This window comes from Amycolatopsis thailandensis, assembly GCF_042723255.1.
In the GTDB taxonomy this organism is placed as follows: domain Bacteria; phylum Actinomycetota; class Actinomycetes; order Mycobacteriales; family Pseudonocardiaceae; genus Amycolatopsis; species Amycolatopsis thailandensis.
Genome location: NZ_JBHXJK010000083.1, coordinates 19,804 through 38,565, shown reverse-complemented (window position 1 = coordinate 38,565; position 18,762 = coordinate 19,804). Strand labels below are relative to the sequence as shown.

The following is an 18,762-nucleotide window of genomic DNA, read 5'->3' as shown; positions in this document are numbered from 1 at the left end:
CTCTGGATGCGGTCCTTGCGCGCGCAAGGACCGCATCCAGAGGACTAAATGCGGGGGTGGCGGGCCATTTCTTCCAGGCGCCGGATGCGTTCGGCCATGGGCGGGTGGGTCGAGAAGAGCTTGGTGAGGCCTTCGCCCGGACGGAACGGGTTCGCGATCATCAGGTGCGACTGCGAGACCAGCTTCGGCTCCGGGACGAGTGGGGCCGCGCGCGTCCCCTGGTCGAGCTTCCGCAGCGCCGACGCCAGGCCGAGCGGGTCGCCGGTGAGTTCCGCGCCCGACGCGTCCGCCTGGTACTCCCGCGACCGGCTCACCCCGAGCTTCACGACGGCGGCCGCGATCGGCCCGATCAGCACCAGGAGCAGCGCGACCAGCGGGCTGTCGCCGTCCTCGCGGTCGTTGCCGCCGAAGACGCTCGCGAACATCGCGATGTTGGCGATCACGCTGATCACGCTCGCCAGCGCGCCCGCGACGCACGAGATGAGGATGTCGCGGTTGTAGACATGGGACAGTTCGTGCCCGAGCACCGCCCGCAGCTCGCGCTCGTCGAGCAGGTCGAGGATGCCGGTGGTGCAGCACACCGCCGCGTGCCGGGGGCTGCGGCCGGTGGCGAAGGCGTTCGGGGCCTGCGTGGGGCTGATGTAGAGCCTCGGCATCGGCTGACGCGCCGTTGTCGCCAGTTCGCGCACGATCCGGTACATCGCCGGCTGCTCGGCCTCGGAGACCGGCCGGGCGCGCATGACCCGCAGCGCCAGCTTGTCGGAGTTGAAATAGGCGTACGCGTTGACGCCGAGCGCCACCACCAGGCCGATGACCAGCGCGCCCCGCCCGAAGAACCCGCTGATCCCGACGATGAGCGCGGACAGCACGCCGAGCAGGACGACGGTCTTCAGCCCGTTCTGGTGTTTGTGCACGGCGGCCTGCTCCTTTCTTTCTCCGGGTTGGGGGTTACTCATCGGAAACAACGCGATCGGGGGACGCGAAGTTCCTTCGCCTGCCCGGATCACGAGTTATCGTCGAACCCCGGAACGATCATGGGGAGGCGCCCGTGCGAGGACCCGAACTGAGCCGCCGAGCCCTGCTCACGCTGGCCGCGGCCGGTGCTTCCGCGGTCGCCTTCGCGCCGGCGGCCAGAGCCGAGAAGGTGCTCGTCGTCGAGGTCGGGGGCGCCCCGGAGGCGGTCGCGGTGAATTCCGTCACCGGCTTCGCGTACGTCTCGGATCCCGCCACCGGCACGGTCGTCGTCATCGACTCGCGGAGCGGCACGGTCGGTGACGTGATCCCGGTCGGCGGTGAGCCCGCCGGGCTGGCCGTGGACACCGTGACCAACCGGGTCTACGTCACCAACCCGCCCGGCGGGACCGTCCTCGTCATCGACGGGCTGGTCAACGAGGTCGTCAGCGTGGTGCCCGCCGGTCCGGGCGCGTCCGATGTCGACGTCGACGAGCAGGCGAACCGCGCCTACGCGGTCAGCGATCTCACCGGGACACTCGCCGTCGTCGACGGCGTCGGCTGCCGCCTGCTGAACCTGCTCCCCGGCCCCACGCGATCGCTGGCGTCGACGGCCGTCGACAGCGGGCGCAAGCTGGCGTACTGCACCAGCCCGGACACGGACTCGCTGGAGGTCTACGACATCGGCGCCGGGAAGTTCGCCGCCGGTATCCCGGTCGGCCGGTCACCGACCGGGGTCGCCGTGCACCGTCCGTCCGGGACGGTGTTCGTCGCGAATTCGGCGATCCATCATCTGTCCGTTGTGGACGGAGGCGCTCGCAGGGAAAAGGCGACCGTGCTGCTGCGGTCGGAATCGTCGGCGGTCGCGGTCCACGAAGGGTCGAACACCGTCTACGCCAACGGAGGTCCCAACGGGGTCGCCAGGATCGACGGTGTCACGAGCCTGCTCACCGGCGACCTGTCACTCGGCGTGAACCCCGGCGCGGTCGCGATCGACCAGCGCACCAGAACGGTGTACGTGACGGATCCCTTGCGCGGAAGGGTTTCCTTGATCAGGGATTTCTGAGTTCTCACGTGGAGTAACTCCGGGTATACCGTCGATGGCATGAAACTCGGTTTGCAGATCCCGGACCTCACGTGGCCGAAGGGTGCGAGCGCGCTGGGCGCCGATCTGGCGGCCGTCGCCAGGAAGGCCGACGAAGCAGGCTTCGACTCCGTCGCCCTGATGGACCACTTCTTCCAGATCTCGGTCGTCGGCCCGCCCGAGAACGACATGATCGAGGCCTACACGGCGCTCGGTTTCCTCGCCGCGCACACCGAACGCGCGAAACTGCTCACCGTCGTCACCGGTGTCCACTATCGCGAGCCCGGCCTGCTGGCGAAGGCCGTCACGACGCTCGACGTCCTTTCCGGCGGCCGCGCCATTCTCGGTATCGGCGCGGGCTGGAACGAAGAGGAATCGCGCGGGCTCGGCTTCCCGTTCCCGTCCACCGCCGAGCGCTTCGAGCGGCTGGAAGAAACGCTGCGCTACATCAGGCAGATGTGGAGTGACGACGACGGCCCCTTCCAGGGCAAGCACTATCAGGCCGAAAGGCTGATGAACGTGCCGCAGGCGCTGTCGAAGCCGCATCCGCCGATCATGATCGGGGGCAGCGGTGAAAAGAAGACGCTGCGGTTCGTCGCGAAATACGGCGACATGTGCAATCTCTTCAACGGCCCGGACCTCGAACGCAAACTCGACGTGCTCAAGCAGCACTGCGAGAACGAGGGCCGCGACTACGCCGAGATCACCAAGACCGTCTATCACACCTTCGACATCGGGCCGAAGGGCGAGAAGACCGGCGAACTGAACGACGCGCTCGGCAAGCTCGCCGAACTCGGTGTCGATGTCGCGATCGGGTCCATTCCAGGGCTCCCCGATCTCGACCTCGTCGAGAAGATCGGCGAGAAAGTCATCCCGGTCGCGGAAAAGCTCTGACGGACGCTCGCCCACCTCGCCGTCCGCGGGCATGATGGCGGGGTGAGCGAGTACGTATTGCGCGGCGGACTGCAACCGGACACCTCGGCCGTGGCCGCCGTACTGGCGCACCACGGTGTCGAAGGACCGGACGGGAAGGCGCCGAGTGAGGCGCTGGTGTTCGCCGTGTCCGGCGGCATCGGGGCGGGCTACATCCTGTGGGACTTCGCGCACGAGTCGACGTCGACGATCGTGTTCGGTTTCCGCGCGCGCTGGCAGTATCCGCGGGAATGGCTGAAGTCCACAGTGGACCGACTCGGGCTCGGCGCCGACATCCACACCACCGGCGGCAAACGCGCCGCCGCGAAACGGCTCACCACCGACCTCGAAGCGGGGCGGCCGGTGCTCGTCCTGCCCGACCGCGAGTCCCTCGGCTACTGGCACCTGCCGCCGGAGATGTCCGGCGGTGGTGGCCACTTCGTCGTCGCGTACGGCGAAGAGGACGGCCGCGTGCTCGTCGACGACCGGAACCTCGCGCCCCTGACGGTCGACCGGAAGACGTTCGACGCCGCCCGCGGCCGGGTCGGCTCGTACAAGAACCTGCTCGCGACGATCACGCCCGGTGAGGTCCCGGACTGGAAGTCGGCCGTGCGCGCCGGGCTGACGGACTGCGCGCGGAACCTCTCCGCGCCGTCGAAGTCGTTCTCGCTGCCCGCCTGGGGACGCTGGGCGAAGGCGATGACCGACGAACGTGACCCGAAGGGCTGGCCGCGCGCGTTCGCCGAACGGCGCGGGCTCGTCGGGGCGCTGTTCAACGTCTGGGAGAACGTCACCCCGGCAGGGATGGAGGGCGGGCACCTGCGCGGGCTGTTCGCCGACGCGCTCACCGAGGCCTCCGCCCTGCTCGACGTCCCGGAGCTGGCCGAGCAGGCCTCGACGTGGCGTGGGATCGCCGAACGCTGGGCCGAACTGGCCGAGGCCGCCGTTCCGCCCTCGGCCGCGGAGTTCGGCTGGGTGCGCGGGCTGGTCAGCGCGGTTTCGGCGGGCGTCCGCGAGGGTGACGCGGGGCAGGACGCGGCCGCGGAGGCCGGGGCGGAGATGTGGAAACTGCGCGCGCACTACGACGACGAAACGCCGTTCACCGACGTCGAGGCCCGCGGCCTGTTCGCCTCGATGGGCACGATGATCCGGGACATCCACGTCGCCGAGACGGCCGCGATCCGGGAGCTCTCCGAAACCCTGATGGAGTGAACCGGGCCGGTGTCCGTTGCGCCGCGCGGCCGGAACACCGCGTGATCGTTGAAGATCCACTTCGTGCACGCCCATCCGCTGGGGACGACCAGTGCGAGTCCCGCTTCCGAGATCCACCTCTACCGTCATCGCCTGCGTGTCACCGACCTGGACTATCTCGGTCACGTCGGGAACGTGCGGCTGCTGGACTACTTCCAGGAAGCCCAGGTCGCGATGCTCGACCCGCGGCGTGAGCACGTCTTCCGCACCAAGGGACCGGCCTACCTGATCGCGAAGCACAACGTCAGCTACCTGCGCAGGCTGACCTTTCGCGACAATCCCGTCGAGGTGGAAACCGTGGTCGGGCGGATCGGGACCTGCGACGTCGTGGTGAACAGCAGGCTGCGCGACGAAAAGGCCGTCTACGCGCGCTGCCGCACCATCTGGGTCGCGTGCACCTTGCCCGACGGCTGCACGCGACGCCTCGACGAAGAGGAACGCGAGCGGCTGACCCGGTTCACCGGGACGGTCGACGAAATCTCCTGAACCGAGTTTTTAACCGTTTATGCTCCATTTCCCGCATCACCGGAAAACCGCTGGGCCGTTCAGCGGCTGATCATCACACTTTTCGGCCGGTACCTTCGTGAGAGCTCTCTTCCCCTGCTGAGCTCCCCGGAGGTATTTCATGCCACGGCCGAAGTCTGTCCGCTTTCTCGCGCCCTTGGTCGGCGCGCTACTCCTGACCAGCGGGGTGGCCGCCGCCGCTCCCACCCCCGAAGACCCTCAGTTCATCCGCCTGGCCAGCAGAACCTTCGATCCGCTCACCCAGCGGACCGCCGCGAGCCAGGACTGGAAGGGCTCGTACCTGCTCCAGGTCCGGGGCACGCTGACCGACGCGCAGCGCGGGCGATTGCGCGCGCTCGGCGTGCGAATCGGCACCTACATTCCCGATTTCGCCTATGTGGTCCGCCTCGCGCCGGAAAACCGCGAATCGATCGCGAAATTGAATTTCGTCCGCTGGCTCGGCGAATACCGCCCGGACGACAAGACGGAAATCTCGGTGGCCGGGACGGGCAGCTATCTGGTGACGCTGATCGAGCCGGACGCGCGGGACCAGCGCGCGGTGGCCGAGCGGATCCTGCGGCTCGGCGGCGGCATCGAGGCGATTTCGCAGAGCGGTCAGCACATCGTCGCCACCCTCGGCTCCGGCCAGGTCACGACCGTGGCCCAGGGCGCCGAGGTGCTCGCGGTCGGCGCGATCACCGCGCCCGGGACCGACATGGCCAACGCCAGGGAGAGCGGGGGCGCGAACTACATCGAGAGCGCCGGCGGCTATCGCGGCCAGGGCGTGCGCGGCGAGGTGATGGACGGCGGCCTGCGCGCCACGCACCAGGAGTTCAAGGCGCGGCCGACCGTGCTCCACGGCTCGAACTCGACCGACACCAGTCACGGCACCTCGACCTACGGGCAGATCTTCGCTTCCGGGGTGAGCTCGCCGCAGCGCGGCCTGCTGCCCGAGGGCCAGGGCATCTTCGCGACCTACAACAAACCGGACCGCTACGCGCACACCAAGGAACTGGTCGACGCGAACGGCAAGTACCGCGCGGTCTTCCAGAGCAACAGCTGGGGCGGCGGGCTGACGACGGCGTACAACTCCGTCTCGGCCGAGCTCGACAAGATCGTCTTCGACCTCGACCTGCTGATCTGCCAGTCGCAGAGCAACGCGGGGACCCAGCAGTCGCGGCCGCAGGCCTGGTCGAAGAACGTGCTCTCGGTCGGCGGGCAGTACCACTACAACACGCTGAACCGCACCGACGACAAGTGGAACCGCGGCGCCAGCATCGGCCCGGCCGCCGACGGCCGGATCAAACCGGAGCTGTCGAACTACTACGACAAGATCGACACCACGTCGTCCGGCAGTGACACCTCGTACACGACGTCCTTCGGCGGCACGAGTGGCGCGACCCCGATCACGTGCGGCAACGCCGGTCTGCTGTTCCAGATGTGGGCCGACGGCGTGTTCGACGGCGGTCCCGGCAAGGGGCGTGACGTCTTCACGAGCCGCCCGCACGCCGCGACCGCGAAGGCGCTGCTGGTCAACGGGGCCGACCAGTTCGCGTTCAGCGGCACCTCGCACGACATGACCCGCACGCATCAGGGCTGGGGCACCGCGAACGTGCGCTACCTGCACGAACAGGCCAAGGCAAACGGGTGGAAGCTGCCGGTGCTGGTCAACGAGACCGACCTGCTGGGCACCGGGCAGTCCAAGAAGTACACGGTCGCGGTGAACGGGACCAAGCAGTTCAAGGCGACGCTGGCCTACACCGATCCGGCCGGTTCGCCGAGCGCGTCGGTCGCCAGGGTCAACGACCTGACACTGAAGGTGACCGCTCCGAACGGGACCGTCTACTACGGCAACAACGGGCTGAACGCGGGCAACTTCTCGACCGCGGGCGGCTCGCCGAACACCGTCGACACGGTGGAGAACGTCATCCTCGAAAAGCCCGCCGCCGGGACTTGGACGGTGGAGGTCGTGGCGACGCAGGTCAACGCCGACGGACATCCGGAAACGTCGGCGACCGACGCGGACTACGCCCTGGTGGTTTCTTGACGATGTGAGGGGCGCCACGCGGCCGGATCGCGTTTAGCGGGCTAAACGCGATCCGGCCGGGTTCCGCGAATGCGGATCACCCTCGGTCACGGGGATTCCGACATTGCCCGCGCCCGGATGGCGGAGACATCTGCGCCGATGGCCGAGACGTCAGGTTTCGGTTGTGAGACGGAAGCGTGAGACCTCCGAAAGGCATGTAACGAGGCGACCCGGGGTGCCGACGTCTGGGATACGTGACGCGAGCCAAGGAGCCTCTCGATGACCACCTGCCGACTCTGCGGATCGGCCCATCTCGCCAGCGTCGTCGACCTCGGGGCGACGCCGCCGTGCGAACGATTCCTGACCGCGGCCGGGCTGGCGGAACCGGAGCCGACCTATCCTCTGCACCTGCAAGTCTGCACCGAATGCTGGCTCGCCCAGATCCCGCCGCTGATCACCCCGGAAGAGACTTTCACCGAATACGCGTATTTCTCGTCGTATTCCGCCTCTTGGGTCGACCACGCCAAAACGTTCGTGGACGGCGCCGTCGAACGACTCGGGCTCGACGAGTCCTCGTTCGTCGTCGAGGTCGCCAGCAACGACGGCTATCTGCTCAAACACGTTGTCGCGCAGCAGATCCGCTGTCTCGGCGTGGAACCTTCGGTGAACGTGGGGCAAGCCGCGCGTGACGCCGGGGTGCCGACGAAGACCGCCTTCCTGGGCCCCGAAAGCGGGCGCGACGTCCGCGAGGAGCACGGTCCCGCCGATCTCGTCGTGGCGAACAACGTTTACGCACACATTCCGGACATCATCGGTTTCACGCACGGGCTCCGCGCCCTGGTCGCCGATGACGGCTGGGTCAGCATCGAGGTCCAGCACCTGCTGACGCTGATCCAGGAGAACCAGTACGACACGATCTATCACGAGCACTTCCAGTACTACACGGTGGAATCCGCGCGCCGGGCCCTTTCGCGCGGCGGATTGTCCGTTGTGGACGTCGAACTGCTGCCCACCCACGGCGGGTCCATCCGCCTGTGGGCGCGCCCGGACGCCGTCGCCGGCGAGCCGAGCGAGCGGATGACGCAGGTCCTCGACGCCGAGAAGGCGGCCGGACTGCACGAAATGTCCGGCTACACCGAGTTCTCCGAGCGGGTCACCAAGGTCCGGCTCGAGCTGAACAAGTTCCTCACCGACGCGGCGCTCGAAGGCAAGACCGTCGTCGGCTACGGCGCCCCGGGCAAGGGCAACACGCTGCTGAACCACTGCGGTATCCGCCCGGACGTGCTGCGCTACACCGTCGACCGCAACCCGTACAAGCACGGCCGGTTCACCCCCGGCACCCGGATCCCGATCCTCCCGCCGGAGCGCATCGAAGCGGACCGGCCCGATTACGTGCTCGTCCTTCCGTGGAACCTCCGGAAGGAACTGACCGCCCAGTTGTCCTTTGTGGACGAATGGGGCGGGAAACTGGTCTTCCCCATCCCGCACCTGGAAATCGTCGAGGTGAAGTCGTGAAGGTAGTCCTCTTCTGCGGCGGCTACGGCATGCGGATGCGCAACGGTGACGCGTCCGACGTGCCGAAGCCGATGGCCATGGTCGGCCCCAGACCCCTGATCTGGCACGTGATGCGATACTACGCGCATTTCGGCCACACCGAGTTCATTCTCTGCCTCGGTTACGGCGCGCACCACATCAAGGAGTTCTTCCTCAATTACCAGGAGACCGTCTCCAACGATTTCGTCCTGCGGAACGGCAAGGCGGAACTGCTGTCGACCGACATCGCGGACTGGTCGATCTCCTTCGTGCAGACCGGCCTCGAATCGGCCATCGGCGAGCGGCTGCGCCGGGTGCGCCCGTATCTCGAAGGCGACGAGATGTTCCTCGCCAACTACGCCGACGTCCTCACCGACGCGCCGCTCCCGGAGATGATCGAGCGCTTCGAGGCCACCGACGCCGGCGCGTCGATGATGGTCGTGCCGCCGCAGTCGTCGTTCCACTGCGTCGAGATGAACGAGGACGGCCGGATCGGCGCGCTGACCCCGGTCAGCGAGATGCCGCTGTGGGAGAACGGCGGGTACTTCGTGCTGCGCCAGGAGGTCTTCGACCACATCCCCGAGGGCGGCGACCTGGTGGCCGACGGCTGCGGTGAGCTCGCCAAGCGGGGCAAGCTGCTCGCGTACCCGTACCGCGGGTTCTGGAAGCCGACCGACACCGTCAAGGAACGCGTCCAGCTGGACGACGCGTACGCGCACGGAGACCGCCCCTGGGCGCGGTGGGAACGCGAACCCTCGCCGGTGGTCACGGCGTGATCGGACTCGGCACCGGCCGGATCGAGCGGATCGTCGCGCTCGGCGCGCATTGTGACGACATCGCCATCGGGGCGGGCGGCACACTGCTGACGCTCTGCGCCGGAAACCCCGGCGTGCGGGTCGACGCGCTCGTCCTGTCCGGCGGCGGCACCGAGCGGGAGACCGAGGAGCGCGCCGCGCTCGCGGCCTTCTGCCCGGGCGCCGACGTCGAGGTCACCGTGCTCAAACTGCCCGACGGCCGGTTCCCCTCGCATTGGGAAGAGGCCAAGAACGGGCTGGAGGAGCTGCGCCGCCGCACGGACCCGGACCTCGTCCTCTCCCCGCGTACGGCCGACGCGCATCAGGACCACCGCGGCCTGGCGACGCTGGTGCCGACGGTGTTCCGCACCCATCTCCAGCTGGAGTACGAGATCGCCAAATGGGACGGCGACCTCGGCAAACCCACCGCGTACGTCCCGCTGACGGCGGAGCTCGCCGAGGAGAAGGTCCGCCTGCTCCAGGAGCATTACGCCTCTCAGCGGCACCGGCCTTGGTACGACCGGGAAGCCTTCCTCGGCCTCGCCCGCATTCGCGGCATCGAATGCGGGCAGCGTTATGCCGAGGCCTTCGACCTCAAGAAACTGACGCTCGACCTCACTGCGAAAGGCTGAAAGTCATGCGTGTGCTGCTGACCGGGCACAAGGGGTACCTGGGCACGGTGATGGCCCCGGTGCTGGCCGCCGAAGGCCACGAGGTGATCGGCCTCGACTCCGGTCTTTACGACACCTGCGTGCTGGGCCCCAAGCCCGAAGACCCCGAAGGCTTCGAGGTCGACCTTCGTGACGTCACGGCCGAGCATGTGGCCGGGGTGGACGCCGTGATCCACCTCGGCGCGCTGTCCAACGACCCGCTCGGTTCGCTGGCGCCGGAGCTGACCTACGACATCAACCACCACGCTTCGGTGAAGCTCGCCAAGCTGGCGAAGGACGCCGGGGTCAAGCGGTATCTCTACGCCTCGACGTGCTCGGTCTACGGCGCCTCGGGCGGCGACGGCCTGGTCGACGAGGACGCGCCGCTGCGCCCGGTGACGCCGTACGCCGAGTCGAAGGTGCGGGTGGAGGACGACGTCCAGGAGCTCGCCGACGGCGACTTCAGCCCGGTGTACATGCGCAACGCGACCGCGTTCGGCTTCTCGCCGCGGCTGCGCGGCGACATCGTGCTCAACAACCTGACCGCGCACGCGTTCCTCTCCGGTGAGGTGCTGGTGCTCTCCGACGGCACGCCGTGGCGGCCGCTGGTGCACGCCAAGGACATCGCGCGGGCCTTCGCGGCGGCGCTGGTGGCGCCCAAGGAAGCCGTGCACGGCAAGGCGTTCAACATCGGCACCGAACGCAACAACGTGACCGTCGCCGAGATCGCCGAAGAGGTCGTCGAGGCCGTTCCCGGCTCCACGCTGCGGATCACCGGCGAGGCGGGCGCGGACCCGCGGTCCTACCGGGTCGACTTCTCCCGATTCCGCGCGGCGATCCCCGGTTTCGACTGCGACTGGTCGGTCAAGGACGGCGCGCTCGAACTGATCGACGCCTACAAGACCCACGGCCTCACCGAGCACGGCTTCCAGCGCCTGTTCACCCGGCTGGCGCGGTTGCAGGACCGCACCGCGGCGGGCGAGCTCGACGACACTCTGCGGCGACGCTGATGTCGCACCGGGACCTCGAGACGAGCGCCGACCTGCGAAAGCTGGTCGAGCGCTTGTACCCGTTGTGCCGCAGCATCACCGGCGACGGCGTCCGCCGCACGCTGGAGATCGTCGACGAGCACATCCCGCTGGAGATCCACGAGGTCCCCACCGGCACCGGAGTACTGGACTGGACGGTGCCGCAGGAATGGAACATCCGCGACGCGTACATCAAGGACGCCTCGGGCCGCCGCGTGGTCGACTTCGGTGAGTCGAACCTGCACGTCGTCGGCTACAGCGTCCCGGTGTCGCGGAAGATGCCGCTCTCCGAGCTGCGCGACCACCTGCACACCCTGCCCGACCGGCCGTCCTGGGTGCCGTACCGGACCAGCTACTACTCGCCGACGTGGGGTTTCTGCCTGGCGCAGGAAACCCTCGACGCGATGCCGGACGGCGAATACGAGGTCTGCATCGACTCCACGCTGGCCGACGGGAGCCTCACCTACGCCGAGCACGTCGTGCGGGGCGAGGTCACCGACGAAGTGATCGTCTCCTGCCACACGTGCCACCCGTCGCTGGCGAACGACAACGTCGCCGGGATCGCGATCGCCGCCGCTTTCGCGCAGACGCTGGTGAAGCCCCACTACACGTACCGGTTCCTGTTCATGCCGGGCACGATCGGCGCCATCACCTGGCTCGCGCGCAACACCGAGCGCGTCGGCCGGATCAAGGCGGGGATCGTGCTGGCCTGTGCCGGTGACCCGGGATCGTTGACGTACAAGCGAAGCCGGCGGGGCGACGCCGAGATCGACCGCGTGCTCTCCTACGTCCTGGCCGATCGCGCGCACGAGATCGTCGACTTCTCGCCGTACGGCTACGACGAGCGTCAGTTCTGCTCCCCTGGCTTCAACCTGGGTGTCGGATCGCTGACGAGGACGCCATACGCGGGCTATCCCGAGTACCACACCTCGGCCGACAACCTCGATTTCGTCTCCACCGAGGCCATGGAGGAAACCCTTCAGACCCTGAAGGACACGTACGCCGTCCTCGACCGCAACCGCAGCTACGTCAACCTCAGTCCCTACGGCGAGCCGCAACTCGGCAAGCGCGGGCTGTACGACTCGCTGGGCGGCCGAAGCGACGCCAAACAAGCCCAGATGGCGATGCTCTGGGTGCTCAACCTCTCGGACGGCGAGCACAGCCTGCTCGACGTCGCCGAGCGGTCCGGGCTGCCGTTCGATTCCGTCGTCGCGGCCGCTCAGGCGCTGCACGACGCCGGATTGCTCAAGGATTGAAGATGCGATCACTTCTGCGTTCCCAAGCCATCCGGGCCATGGCCGGACGGCTCAGCTGGGGCCTCGGCGACCAGGCCGTCTCCAGCATCACCAACTTCGTGGTCGGTCTCTACGTCGCCCGCTCGCTCGGCACGTTCGCGTTCGGCATGTTCAGCCTCGCCTGGGTCAGCTACGGCGTGGTGCTCAACCTCTCGCGCGGGCTGACGACCGATCCGCTGATGGTGCGGTTCTCCGGGGTGTCCACCGAATCCTGGCGCGCCGCGACCGCGCGGGCGACCGGGACGGCGCTCACCGCGGGTGTCGTGGCCGGGATGATCAGCGTGGCCGCCGGGCTCATCGTGGGCGACTCCACCGGCGGGGCGTTCGTCGCGCTCGGCTTCGTCATCCCCACGCTGCTGCTGCAGGACGCGTGGCGGTTCACCTTCTTCGCCGCCGGGCACGGGAAGAAGGCGTTCCTCAACGACGTCGTCTGGGGGATCGCGCTGATCCCGGCGTTGTTCATCGCGCACCACACGTCCGACACCGTCGTCGCGTTCATCCTGGCGTGGGGCCTTTCCGGGGCGGTCGCGGCGGGCTTCGGCTGCCTGCAGTCCGGGGTCCGGCCGGATCCGCGCGGCACGCTCGAATGGATCAAGGCGCACCGCGACCTCGGCACCCGCTACGTGATCGAAAACGTCAGCAACAGCGGCTCGTCGCAACTGCGGATGTACGGTCTCGGCGCGATCGCCGGGATCGCGAGCGTCGGCGCGGTCCGCGGCGCCGAGCTGCTCCTCGGGCCGTTCTTCGCCCTCTTGATGGGACTTTCCCTGGTCACGGTCGCCGAAAGCGCACGGGTGCTCCAAAGGGCCCCGCACCGCTTCCGGAAGTTCTGCGCCGTTCTCGGCGCCGGCCAGGCGGCGGCGGCCCTGCTCTGGGGCCTCGCCTTGCTTCTGGTACCCCACGACGCCGGCCGGTTCGTCCTCGGTGACGTCTGGGATCCCGCTTCGGAACTGATCCTCCCGGTGACCATCGGTATCGCCGCGGCGGGATTCAACACCGGGGCGGCCGCCGGACTGCGTGCGCTCGGCGCTGCGAAAAGGAGCCTTCGCGCCCAGCTGATCAACTCGGCCGGCTATGTCGGTTTCGGGCTCATTGGCGCCTTCTTGGCCGGGGCGTCCGGATCCGCCTGGGGGGTCGCGTTGGCGATCACCAGCGGGTCAGCGGTGTGGTGGCTGCAGCTGCACATCGCCCTCAGAGAACACCAGACTTCGGAGAAGGAAGAAATGAGGACGTCATGAGCACCGCTCCTCGGCTGAGCATCGGGCTCCCGGTCTACAACGGCGAGGACTACCTCGCCGAATCGCTGGACGCACTCCTCGGCCAAAGCTTCGCGGACTTCGAGCTGATCATCTCGGACAACGCGTCCACCGACCGCACCGAAGAGATCAGCCGCGACTACGCGAAGCTGGATTCCCGCGTCCGCTATGTGCGCCAGCCGGTGAACATCGGCTGCGCGCCCAACCACAACTACTGTGTCGACGTCGCCCGCGGCGAGCTGTTCAAATGGGCCTCCGACGACGACCTCTACGCGCGCGACCTGCTGGAACGCTGTATCGAAGCGCTCGACGAGCACCCGGAGTTCGTCCTCTCGCACTCGTGGACGGCGATGATCGACGAGAAGGGCGTCGTCACGCAGGCGCTGGAGTACCCGCTCAACACGGTTTCGCCGCACGCCGCGGAACGCTTCCGCAGCACGCTGTTCGCGCCCGGCGGGGACGACGACGGCGCGGTCATCCGCACCGAGGTGCTGCGCCGCGTCGCGCCGCTGGACAGCTACCACCACGCGGACCGCACGATCATCTCGGAGCTGGCCCTGCACGGCCCGTTCCACCAGGTGCCCGACTGGCTGTACTTCCGGCGCGACCACCCCGGCCGCTCCGAACACGAGCACCCGACCGTGCGCAGGCGCGCGACCAACCTCGACCCGAAGCGGGCCGACAAACTGCGCCACCCGATGATCCGGCTGCTCGGCGAGTACGTCCTGGGCTACGTCAACGCGATCCGCAACGCGCCGATCTCCGGCGCGGAGAAGCGCGAATGCTTCCGCTACCTGCGGCAGTGGGCGCTGAACCGGGCCGGGAACCCGGCCATGGGACGGATGCCGGTCCAGGCCGAGGCGGAAACCGGCCCGCGTGAGGTCTCCGTCGTCTCGGTCGTCGCCGGCCAGGAGGGACGAGTCCCTTGATCCCGCCCGCGAGGATCGGGCTGTTCGGACTCCTCGGATCGGGGAACCTCGGCAACGACGGTTCCTTCGAGGCGGTCCTCGGGTTCTTGCGCACGGAACATCCGGACGCCGCCATCAGCGTGATGTGCGGCGGTCCGGAAATCGTCGCGTCGCGCTACGGACTCGAAACGACCGCGTTGAACTGGTACCAAGGTGAGTACCGCACGGCCTCAGGTCCGCTTTCCATCGCCATGAAGGGTTTCGGCAAGTTCGTCGACGTCGTCCGCACGGCGGCGTGGGCCCGGCGCCAGGACGTGGTGATCGTGCCGGGGATGGGTGTCCTCGAATCCACCCTTCCCCTGCGCCCGTGGGGTTTCCCGTACGCCCTGCTGCTGCTTTCGGCGTCCGGCAGGCTGGTCGGCACCAAGGTGGCGCTGGTGAGTGTCGGCGCCAACGTGAGCTCGCACCGGGTCACCCGCTCGGTCATCGGCTGGGCCGGGCGGCTGGCGTCGTTCCGGTCGTACCGGGACGAGCCGTCACGGGAAGCGATGCGCGCGATGGGGGTGGACGTCACGAACGACCGCGTCTACCCCGATCTCGCGTTCGCCCTCCACGCGCCGTCGGAACCGGTGCTGCCCCGTTCGGTCGGGGTCGGGGTGATGGCCTACCACGGCGGAAACGAGGATCGCGCCCGCGCCGGCGACATCTACGAGTCCTATGTGGACAACATCACCCGGTTCGTCGCCGGCCTGGTCGCCGACGGACGTCCGGTGCGGTTGTTCATCGGCGACCAGGCGGACCGCCAGGTCGTCGACGAGATCATGCGGGAACTGGAGTCCCCGCTGATCGCGGCCGCCGACACGTCCACTTTGGACGATGTGCTGCGGGCGATGTCGGCCGTCGAGACCGTCGTCGCCACCCGGTACCACAACGTCCTGTGCGCGCTGAAGCTGGCGAAACCGACGTTGTCCATCGGCTACGCGCGCAAGAACGAGGTCCTCATGACCGCACTGGGGCTGGGGGAATTCTGCCAGTCCGCCAAGGAGATCGATTTCGACGCGCTGGTCCGCCAGTTCGCCGAACTCGAATCCCGCGCGGGCGAACTGACCGCGATCGTCGCGAAACGAGGCGCTGAACAGGTGCGGCTACTGGACGAGCAGTTCGCCGAGCTGTCGGCCGCCTTCCTGCCGATGGGAGTCCGATGAAGGTGACACCGGTGCCCGCCATCGCGGGCGCGTACCTGTTCGAACCGACGCCGCACGCCGACGAACGCGGCTTCTTCAGCCGCACGTTCGACGCCGACGTCGCCCGGTCCGCCGGGATCGATCCGAACGGGTTCCTCCAGGACAGCGTTTCCCGGTCCCGCAAGGGAGTGCTGCGCGGGATGCATCTCCGTTCCGGGAAGGGCGAGGCGAAGCTGGTCCGGTGCTCGTGGGGCGCCGTCTTCGACGTCGTCGTCGACCTGCGGCCGGATTCGCCGACCTACCTCGGCAAGGAGACCTTCGAGCTCTCCGGGGAGACCCAGGTCTCGCTGTATATCCCGGCGGGTTGCGCGCACGGGTTCCAGGCGCTCACCGAGATCGCCGACGTCTCCTACCGGATCGACCGCGAGCACGACCCGGCCGAGGACGTCGCGATCGCCCACGACGACCCGGATCTGGCGATCCCCTGGCCGCTCCCGGTGGCGCTGATGTCGGAGCGGGACCGGTCCGCGCTCCCGCTTTCCGCTGTCTTACAGAACACGAGGTGAGAGCATGACCCGTCAGCTTCCCAAGTCGATGCGGGCCAACGAGCGCCTCCACGCGATGATCCCCGGCGGCGCGCACACCTACGCCAAGGGAGACGACCAGTACCCGGAGAACCTGGCGCCGGTCATCTCCCACGGGCTCGGCGCGCACGTCTGGGACGTCGACGGGAACGAATACATCGAGTACGGCTCGGGGCTGCGCGCGGTCAGCCTCGGGCACGTGCACCCCCGGGTGAGCGAGGCCGCCCACCGGGAGATCGACCGGGGCGCGAACTTCGCCCGCCCGTCCATCGTGGAGGAAAGGGCGGCGACGAAGTTCCTCGAAACCGTCCCGACCGCCGAGATGGTCAAGTTCGCCAAGAACGGCTCGGACGCCACCACCGCCGCGGTCAAGCTCGCCAGGGCGGCCACCGGCAGAGAACTGGTGGCGATCTGCCGCGACCACGCGTTCTTCTCCATCGACGACTGGTTCATCGGCACCACGGCCATGTCGTCGGGCATCCCGGACGGGATCACCGGCCTCACCGTGTCCTTTCCCTACGGCGACCTCCCGGCGACGGAACGGCTGCTGCGGGAGAACGCGGGCCGGGTGGCCTGCCTCGTGCTGGAGGCGTCCACCCAACTCGAACCGCCCGCCGGATACCTCGTCGGCCTGCGCGAACTCGCCGACCGGTACGGCTGCGTCCTGATCTTCGACGAGATGATCACCGGTTTCCGCTGGTCGGAGGCGGGAGCGCAAGGTCTCTACGGCGTCACGCCGGACCTCTCGACGTTCGGCAAGGCACTCGGCAACGGGTTCGCCGTCTCCGCGCTCGCGGGCAAACGCGAACTGATGGAACTCGGCGGCCTGCGCACCACCGAGGACCGCGTCTTCCTGCTGTCCACCACGCACGGCGCCGAGACGCATTCGCTCGCGGCCGCGATCGCGGTCATGGAGACCTACACCGAAGAAGGCATCGCCGCGCGGCTGCACGCGCTCGGCGACCGGCTCGCCGCCGGGGTCCGCGAAGTCGCGGCCTCGGCCGGGGTCGGGGAACACGTCGTCGTGCGCGGCCGGGCGAGCAACCTCGTCTTCGCCACGCTCGACGCCGAGAAGAAACCGTCGCAGGACTATCGCACGCTGTTCCTGCGGCAACTGGTCACGGGCGGGGTCCTCGGACCGTCGTTCGTGGTCAGCAGCGCGTTGTCCGAAGAAGACATCGACCGGACTGTCGAAGTGGTCTCGCAGGCCTGCCTCGTGTATCGCAAAGCGCTCGACGCGGATGATCCGGCGCCGTGGCTGGGTGGCCGTCCGGTGAAGCCGGTTTTTCGGAGAAGGGTATGAGTTTAGCGATCGCACATCGCTCGGCCGGCAAGCGCGCGCTTTGCGTCACGCTGTCGGTATTACTGCTCCAGGTCACCGTTGAATCCACAGCGGTGGCGGATCCAGAGCCGACCCGAGGGGTGTGCGGCACGACCGTCGGCGTCCCCTCCGCACCGGAAGGCGCCCAGGTCGTCGAACCGGGCACCGATCTGAACGAACGGACCCGGTCCAGCCCGCCGGGTACCACGTTCTGGCTGTCACCGGGCACCCATCACCTGGCCGACGACCAGTTCGGTCAGGTGCTGCCCAAGGACGGCAACGTCTACCTCGGCGCACCCGGTGCCGTACTCGACGGACGAAGACTCAACCGCGCGGCGTTCACCACGTCGGCCAAGGACGTGGTCATCCGAGGACTGACGATCCGCGGCTTTCTCGGCCAACAGGATCAAGGCGTGGTCAACCACGACTCCGGCGAGCGATGGACCATCGAAGGCAACGTCATCGAGGACAACGACGGCGCCGCAATGATGACCGGATCCGGCCAGCGGGTGATCGGGAACTGCCTGCGCAACAACGGTCAGTACGGCATCAACGCCTACCGCGCCGGCGGCGGGCTGTCCGACCTGGTGATCGAAGGCAACGAGATCACCGGGAACAACACCGGCGACTGGGAGACGAAGATCCCGGGCTGCGGGTGCAGTGGCGGCGCGAAATTCTGGGCCGTGAACCGCGCCGACATCGTCGGCAACTTCGTCCACCACAACCACGGTGTCGGGCTCTGGGCCGACACGAACAACAACGACTTCCTCATCCAGGACAACGTGATCGAGGACAACGCCTCGGAGGGGCTGTTCTACGAGATTTCCTACAACCTGGAGCTGATCGGGAACACGTTCCGGCGCAACGCGCTGGTGCAGGGCCGCACCCGGGCCGCCAAGGGTGACAGCTTCCCGGTCGCGTCGGTGTACATCAGCGAGTCGGGCGGGGAGCCCAGGCTGCCCGCCCGGACGAGCCAGATCGACATCCGGGGCAACCTGTTCTCGGACAACTGGTCGGGGATCACGCTGTGGGAGAACGCGGACCGGTTCTGCAACAGCCCGGCCAACACGTCCTCGCTCTCCTGCACGGCACTGGTCTCACCGATGTCCACCTGCTCCGATCCGGGCATCACGACGGCGCCGCTGTACAGCGACTGCCGGTGGAAGACCCAGCGCGTTCTGGTGCACGAGAACACGTTCGAGTTCGATGGGTCGATGGAAGGCTGCCTCGACCGTTGCGGCCGGATGGCGGTGCTCTCGAACTACGGGACCTACCCGGCCTGGTCACCGTATCGGGGGAACGTGATCTCCGACGCGATCACCTTCCGGCAGGAAAATCGGTGGTACGACAACCAGTACTACGGGCCATGGCGGTTCGTCGCCCAAGACGCGTCACGACAGCTGACGTCGGCGCAATGGCAGGCCGAACCGTATCGGCAGGACGTCTGCAGCGGCTTCGGGGAGACGGTGACCTGCTGAGTT

Annotated in this window: 17 protein-coding genes; 16 read left to right on the top strand and 1 reads right to left on the bottom strand. The window is 68.1% G+C overall.

What is annotated here, in order from left to right; all coding sequences use genetic code 11:
• Positions 1-44 precede the first annotated feature (44 nt).
• Complete coding sequence (gene htpX / locus ACFWMR_RS28390) at positions 45-914, bottom strand: zinc metalloprotease HtpX (RefSeq protein WP_378380568.1); 870 nt, start codon at positions 912-914, stop codon at positions 45-47.
• A 134-nt stretch (positions 915-1,048) separates the two neighbouring features.
• Here htpX and ACFWMR_RS28385 point away from each other — a divergent pair, with 134 nt between their 5' ends.
• The 16 genes from ACFWMR_RS28385 to ACFWMR_RS28310 all read left to right on the top strand — a co-directional run bounded on the left by ACFWMR_RS28385 (position 1,049) and on the right by ACFWMR_RS28310 (position 18,759).
• On the top strand, positions 1,049-2,017 hold the full coding sequence (locus ACFWMR_RS28385; protein ID WP_093937260.1) for a YncE family protein: 969 nt from the start codon (positions 1,049-1,051) through the stop codon (positions 2,015-2,017).
• Positions 2,018-2,056: 39 nt separating this feature from the next.
• Positions 2,057-2,929, top strand: coding sequence for an LLM class F420-dependent oxidoreductase (locus ACFWMR_RS28380; protein WP_378380567.1), 873 nt, complete (start codon positions 2,057-2,059; stop codon positions 2,927-2,929).
• A 42-nt stretch (positions 2,930-2,971) separates the two neighbouring features.
• Complete coding sequence (locus ACFWMR_RS28375) at positions 2,972-4,159, top strand: BtrH N-terminal domain-containing protein (RefSeq protein ID WP_378380566.1); 1,188 nt, start codon at positions 2,972-2,974, stop codon at positions 4,157-4,159.
• A 48-nt stretch (positions 4,160-4,207) separates the two neighbouring features.
• Positions 4,208-4,684 carry an acyl-CoA thioesterase gene (locus tag ACFWMR_RS28370; protein ID WP_378380565.1) on the top strand — a complete coding sequence of 159 codons (477 nt, stop codon included), beginning with the start codon at positions 4,208-4,210 and terminating at the stop codon, positions 4,682-4,684.
• A 139-nt stretch (positions 4,685-4,823) separates the two neighbouring features.
• On the top strand, positions 4,824-6,749 hold the full coding sequence (locus ACFWMR_RS28365) for a S8 family serine peptidase (RefSeq protein WP_378380564.1): 1,926 nt from the start codon (positions 4,824-4,826) through the stop codon (positions 6,747-6,749).
• A 258-nt stretch (positions 6,750-7,007) separates the two neighbouring features.
• Positions 7,008-8,243, top strand: coding sequence for a class I SAM-dependent methyltransferase (locus tag ACFWMR_RS28360; RefSeq protein ID WP_093937255.1), 1,236 nt, complete (start codon positions 7,008-7,010; stop codon positions 8,241-8,243).
• Complete coding sequence (locus tag ACFWMR_RS28355; RefSeq protein ID WP_093937254.1) at positions 8,240-9,037, top strand: sugar phosphate nucleotidyltransferase; 798 nt, start codon at positions 8,240-8,242, stop codon at positions 9,035-9,037. The genes ACFWMR_RS28360 and ACFWMR_RS28355 overlap by 4 nt, the downstream gene beginning before the upstream one ends.
• Entirely contained in the window at positions 9,034-9,687 is a 654-nt protein-coding gene (locus tag ACFWMR_RS28350; protein ID WP_093937264.1) for a PIG-L deacetylase family protein, read from the top strand. The genes ACFWMR_RS28355 and ACFWMR_RS28350 overlap by 4 nt, the downstream gene beginning before the upstream one ends.
• A gap of 5 nt (positions 9,688-9,692) precedes the next feature.
• Positions 9,693-10,715 (top strand): NAD-dependent epimerase/dehydratase family protein, encoded by a 1,023-nt coding sequence (locus ACFWMR_RS28345; RefSeq protein WP_378274824.1) that lies wholly within the window; start codon positions 9,693-9,695, stop codon positions 10,713-10,715.
• On the top strand, positions 10,715-11,989 hold the full coding sequence (locus tag ACFWMR_RS28340; protein ID WP_378380563.1) for a DUF4910 domain-containing protein: 1,275 nt from the start codon (positions 10,715-10,717) through the stop codon (positions 11,987-11,989). The genes ACFWMR_RS28345 and ACFWMR_RS28340 overlap by 1 nt, the downstream gene beginning before the upstream one ends.
• Positions 11,990-11,991: 2 nt before the next feature.
• Entirely contained in the window at positions 11,992-13,266 is a 1,275-nt protein-coding gene (locus tag ACFWMR_RS28335; protein WP_093937251.1) for a hypothetical protein, read from the top strand.
• On the top strand, positions 13,263-14,213 hold the full coding sequence (locus tag ACFWMR_RS28330) for a glycosyltransferase family 2 protein (protein WP_093937250.1): 951 nt from the start codon (positions 13,263-13,265) through the stop codon (positions 14,211-14,213). The genes ACFWMR_RS28335 and ACFWMR_RS28330 overlap by 4 nt, the downstream gene beginning before the upstream one ends.
• Positions 14,210-15,397, top strand: a complete 1,188-nt coding sequence (locus ACFWMR_RS28325) for a polysaccharide pyruvyl transferase family protein (protein WP_378380562.1) — start codon at positions 14,210-14,212, stop codon at positions 15,395-15,397. The genes ACFWMR_RS28330 and ACFWMR_RS28325 overlap by 4 nt, the downstream gene beginning before the upstream one ends.
• Positions 15,394-15,942 carry a dTDP-4-dehydrorhamnose 3,5-epimerase family protein gene (locus ACFWMR_RS28320; RefSeq protein ID WP_093937248.1) on the top strand — a complete coding sequence of 183 codons (549 nt, stop codon included), beginning with the start codon at positions 15,394-15,396 and terminating at the stop codon, positions 15,940-15,942. Before ACFWMR_RS28325 ends, ACFWMR_RS28320 begins: the two co-directional genes overlap by 4 nt.
• A gap of 4 nt (positions 15,943-15,946) precedes the next feature.
• Positions 15,947-17,263 carry a glutamate-1-semialdehyde 2,1-aminomutase gene (locus ACFWMR_RS28315; protein WP_378380561.1) on the top strand — a complete coding sequence of 439 codons (1,317 nt, stop codon included), beginning with the start codon at positions 15,947-15,949 and terminating at the stop codon, positions 17,261-17,263.
• Positions 17,260-18,759: a right-handed parallel beta-helix repeat-containing protein gene (locus ACFWMR_RS28310; RefSeq protein WP_378380560.1), complete on the top strand. Its 1,500-nt coding sequence runs from the start codon at positions 17,260-17,262 to the stop codon at positions 18,757-18,759. The genes ACFWMR_RS28315 and ACFWMR_RS28310 overlap by 4 nt, the downstream gene beginning before the upstream one ends.
• Positions 18,760-18,762 lie beyond the last annotated feature (3 nt).

Bases quoted from the DNA above. Each gene is read 5' to 3' on its own strand.
- ACFWMR_RS28380 (WP_378380567.1), top strand. From the start codon at position 2,057: ATGAAACTCGGTTTGCAGATCCCGGACCTCACGTGGCCGAAGGGTGCG.
- ACFWMR_RS28365 (WP_378380564.1), top strand. From the start codon at position 4,824: ATGCCACGGCCGAAGTCTGTCCGCTTTCTCGCGCCCTTGGTCGGCGCG.
- ACFWMR_RS28360 (WP_093937255.1), top strand. From the start codon at position 7,008: ATGACCACCTGCCGACTCTGCGGATCGGCCCATCTCGCCAGCGTCGTC.
- ACFWMR_RS28345 (WP_378274824.1), top strand. From the start codon at position 9,693: ATGCGTGTGCTGCTGACCGGGCACAAGGGGTACCTGGGCACGGTGATG.
- ACFWMR_RS28340 (WP_378380563.1), top strand. From the start codon at position 10,715: ATGTCGCACCGGGACCTCGAGACGAGCGCCGACCTGCGAAAGCTGGTC.
- ACFWMR_RS28335 (WP_093937251.1), top strand. From the start codon at position 11,992: ATGCGATCACTTCTGCGTTCCCAAGCCATCCGGGCCATGGCCGGACGG.
- ACFWMR_RS28330 (WP_093937250.1), top strand. From the start codon at position 13,263: ATGAGCACCGCTCCTCGGCTGAGCATCGGGCTCCCGGTCTACAACGGC.
- ACFWMR_RS28320 (WP_093937248.1), top strand. From the start codon at position 15,394: ATGAAGGTGACACCGGTGCCCGCCATCGCGGGCGCGTACCTGTTCGAA.
- ACFWMR_RS28315 (WP_378380561.1), top strand. From the start codon at position 15,947: ATGACCCGTCAGCTTCCCAAGTCGATGCGGGCCAACGAGCGCCTCCAC.
- ACFWMR_RS28310 (WP_378380560.1), top strand. From the start codon at position 17,260: ATGAGTTTAGCGATCGCACATCGCTCGGCCGGCAAGCGCGCGCTTTGC.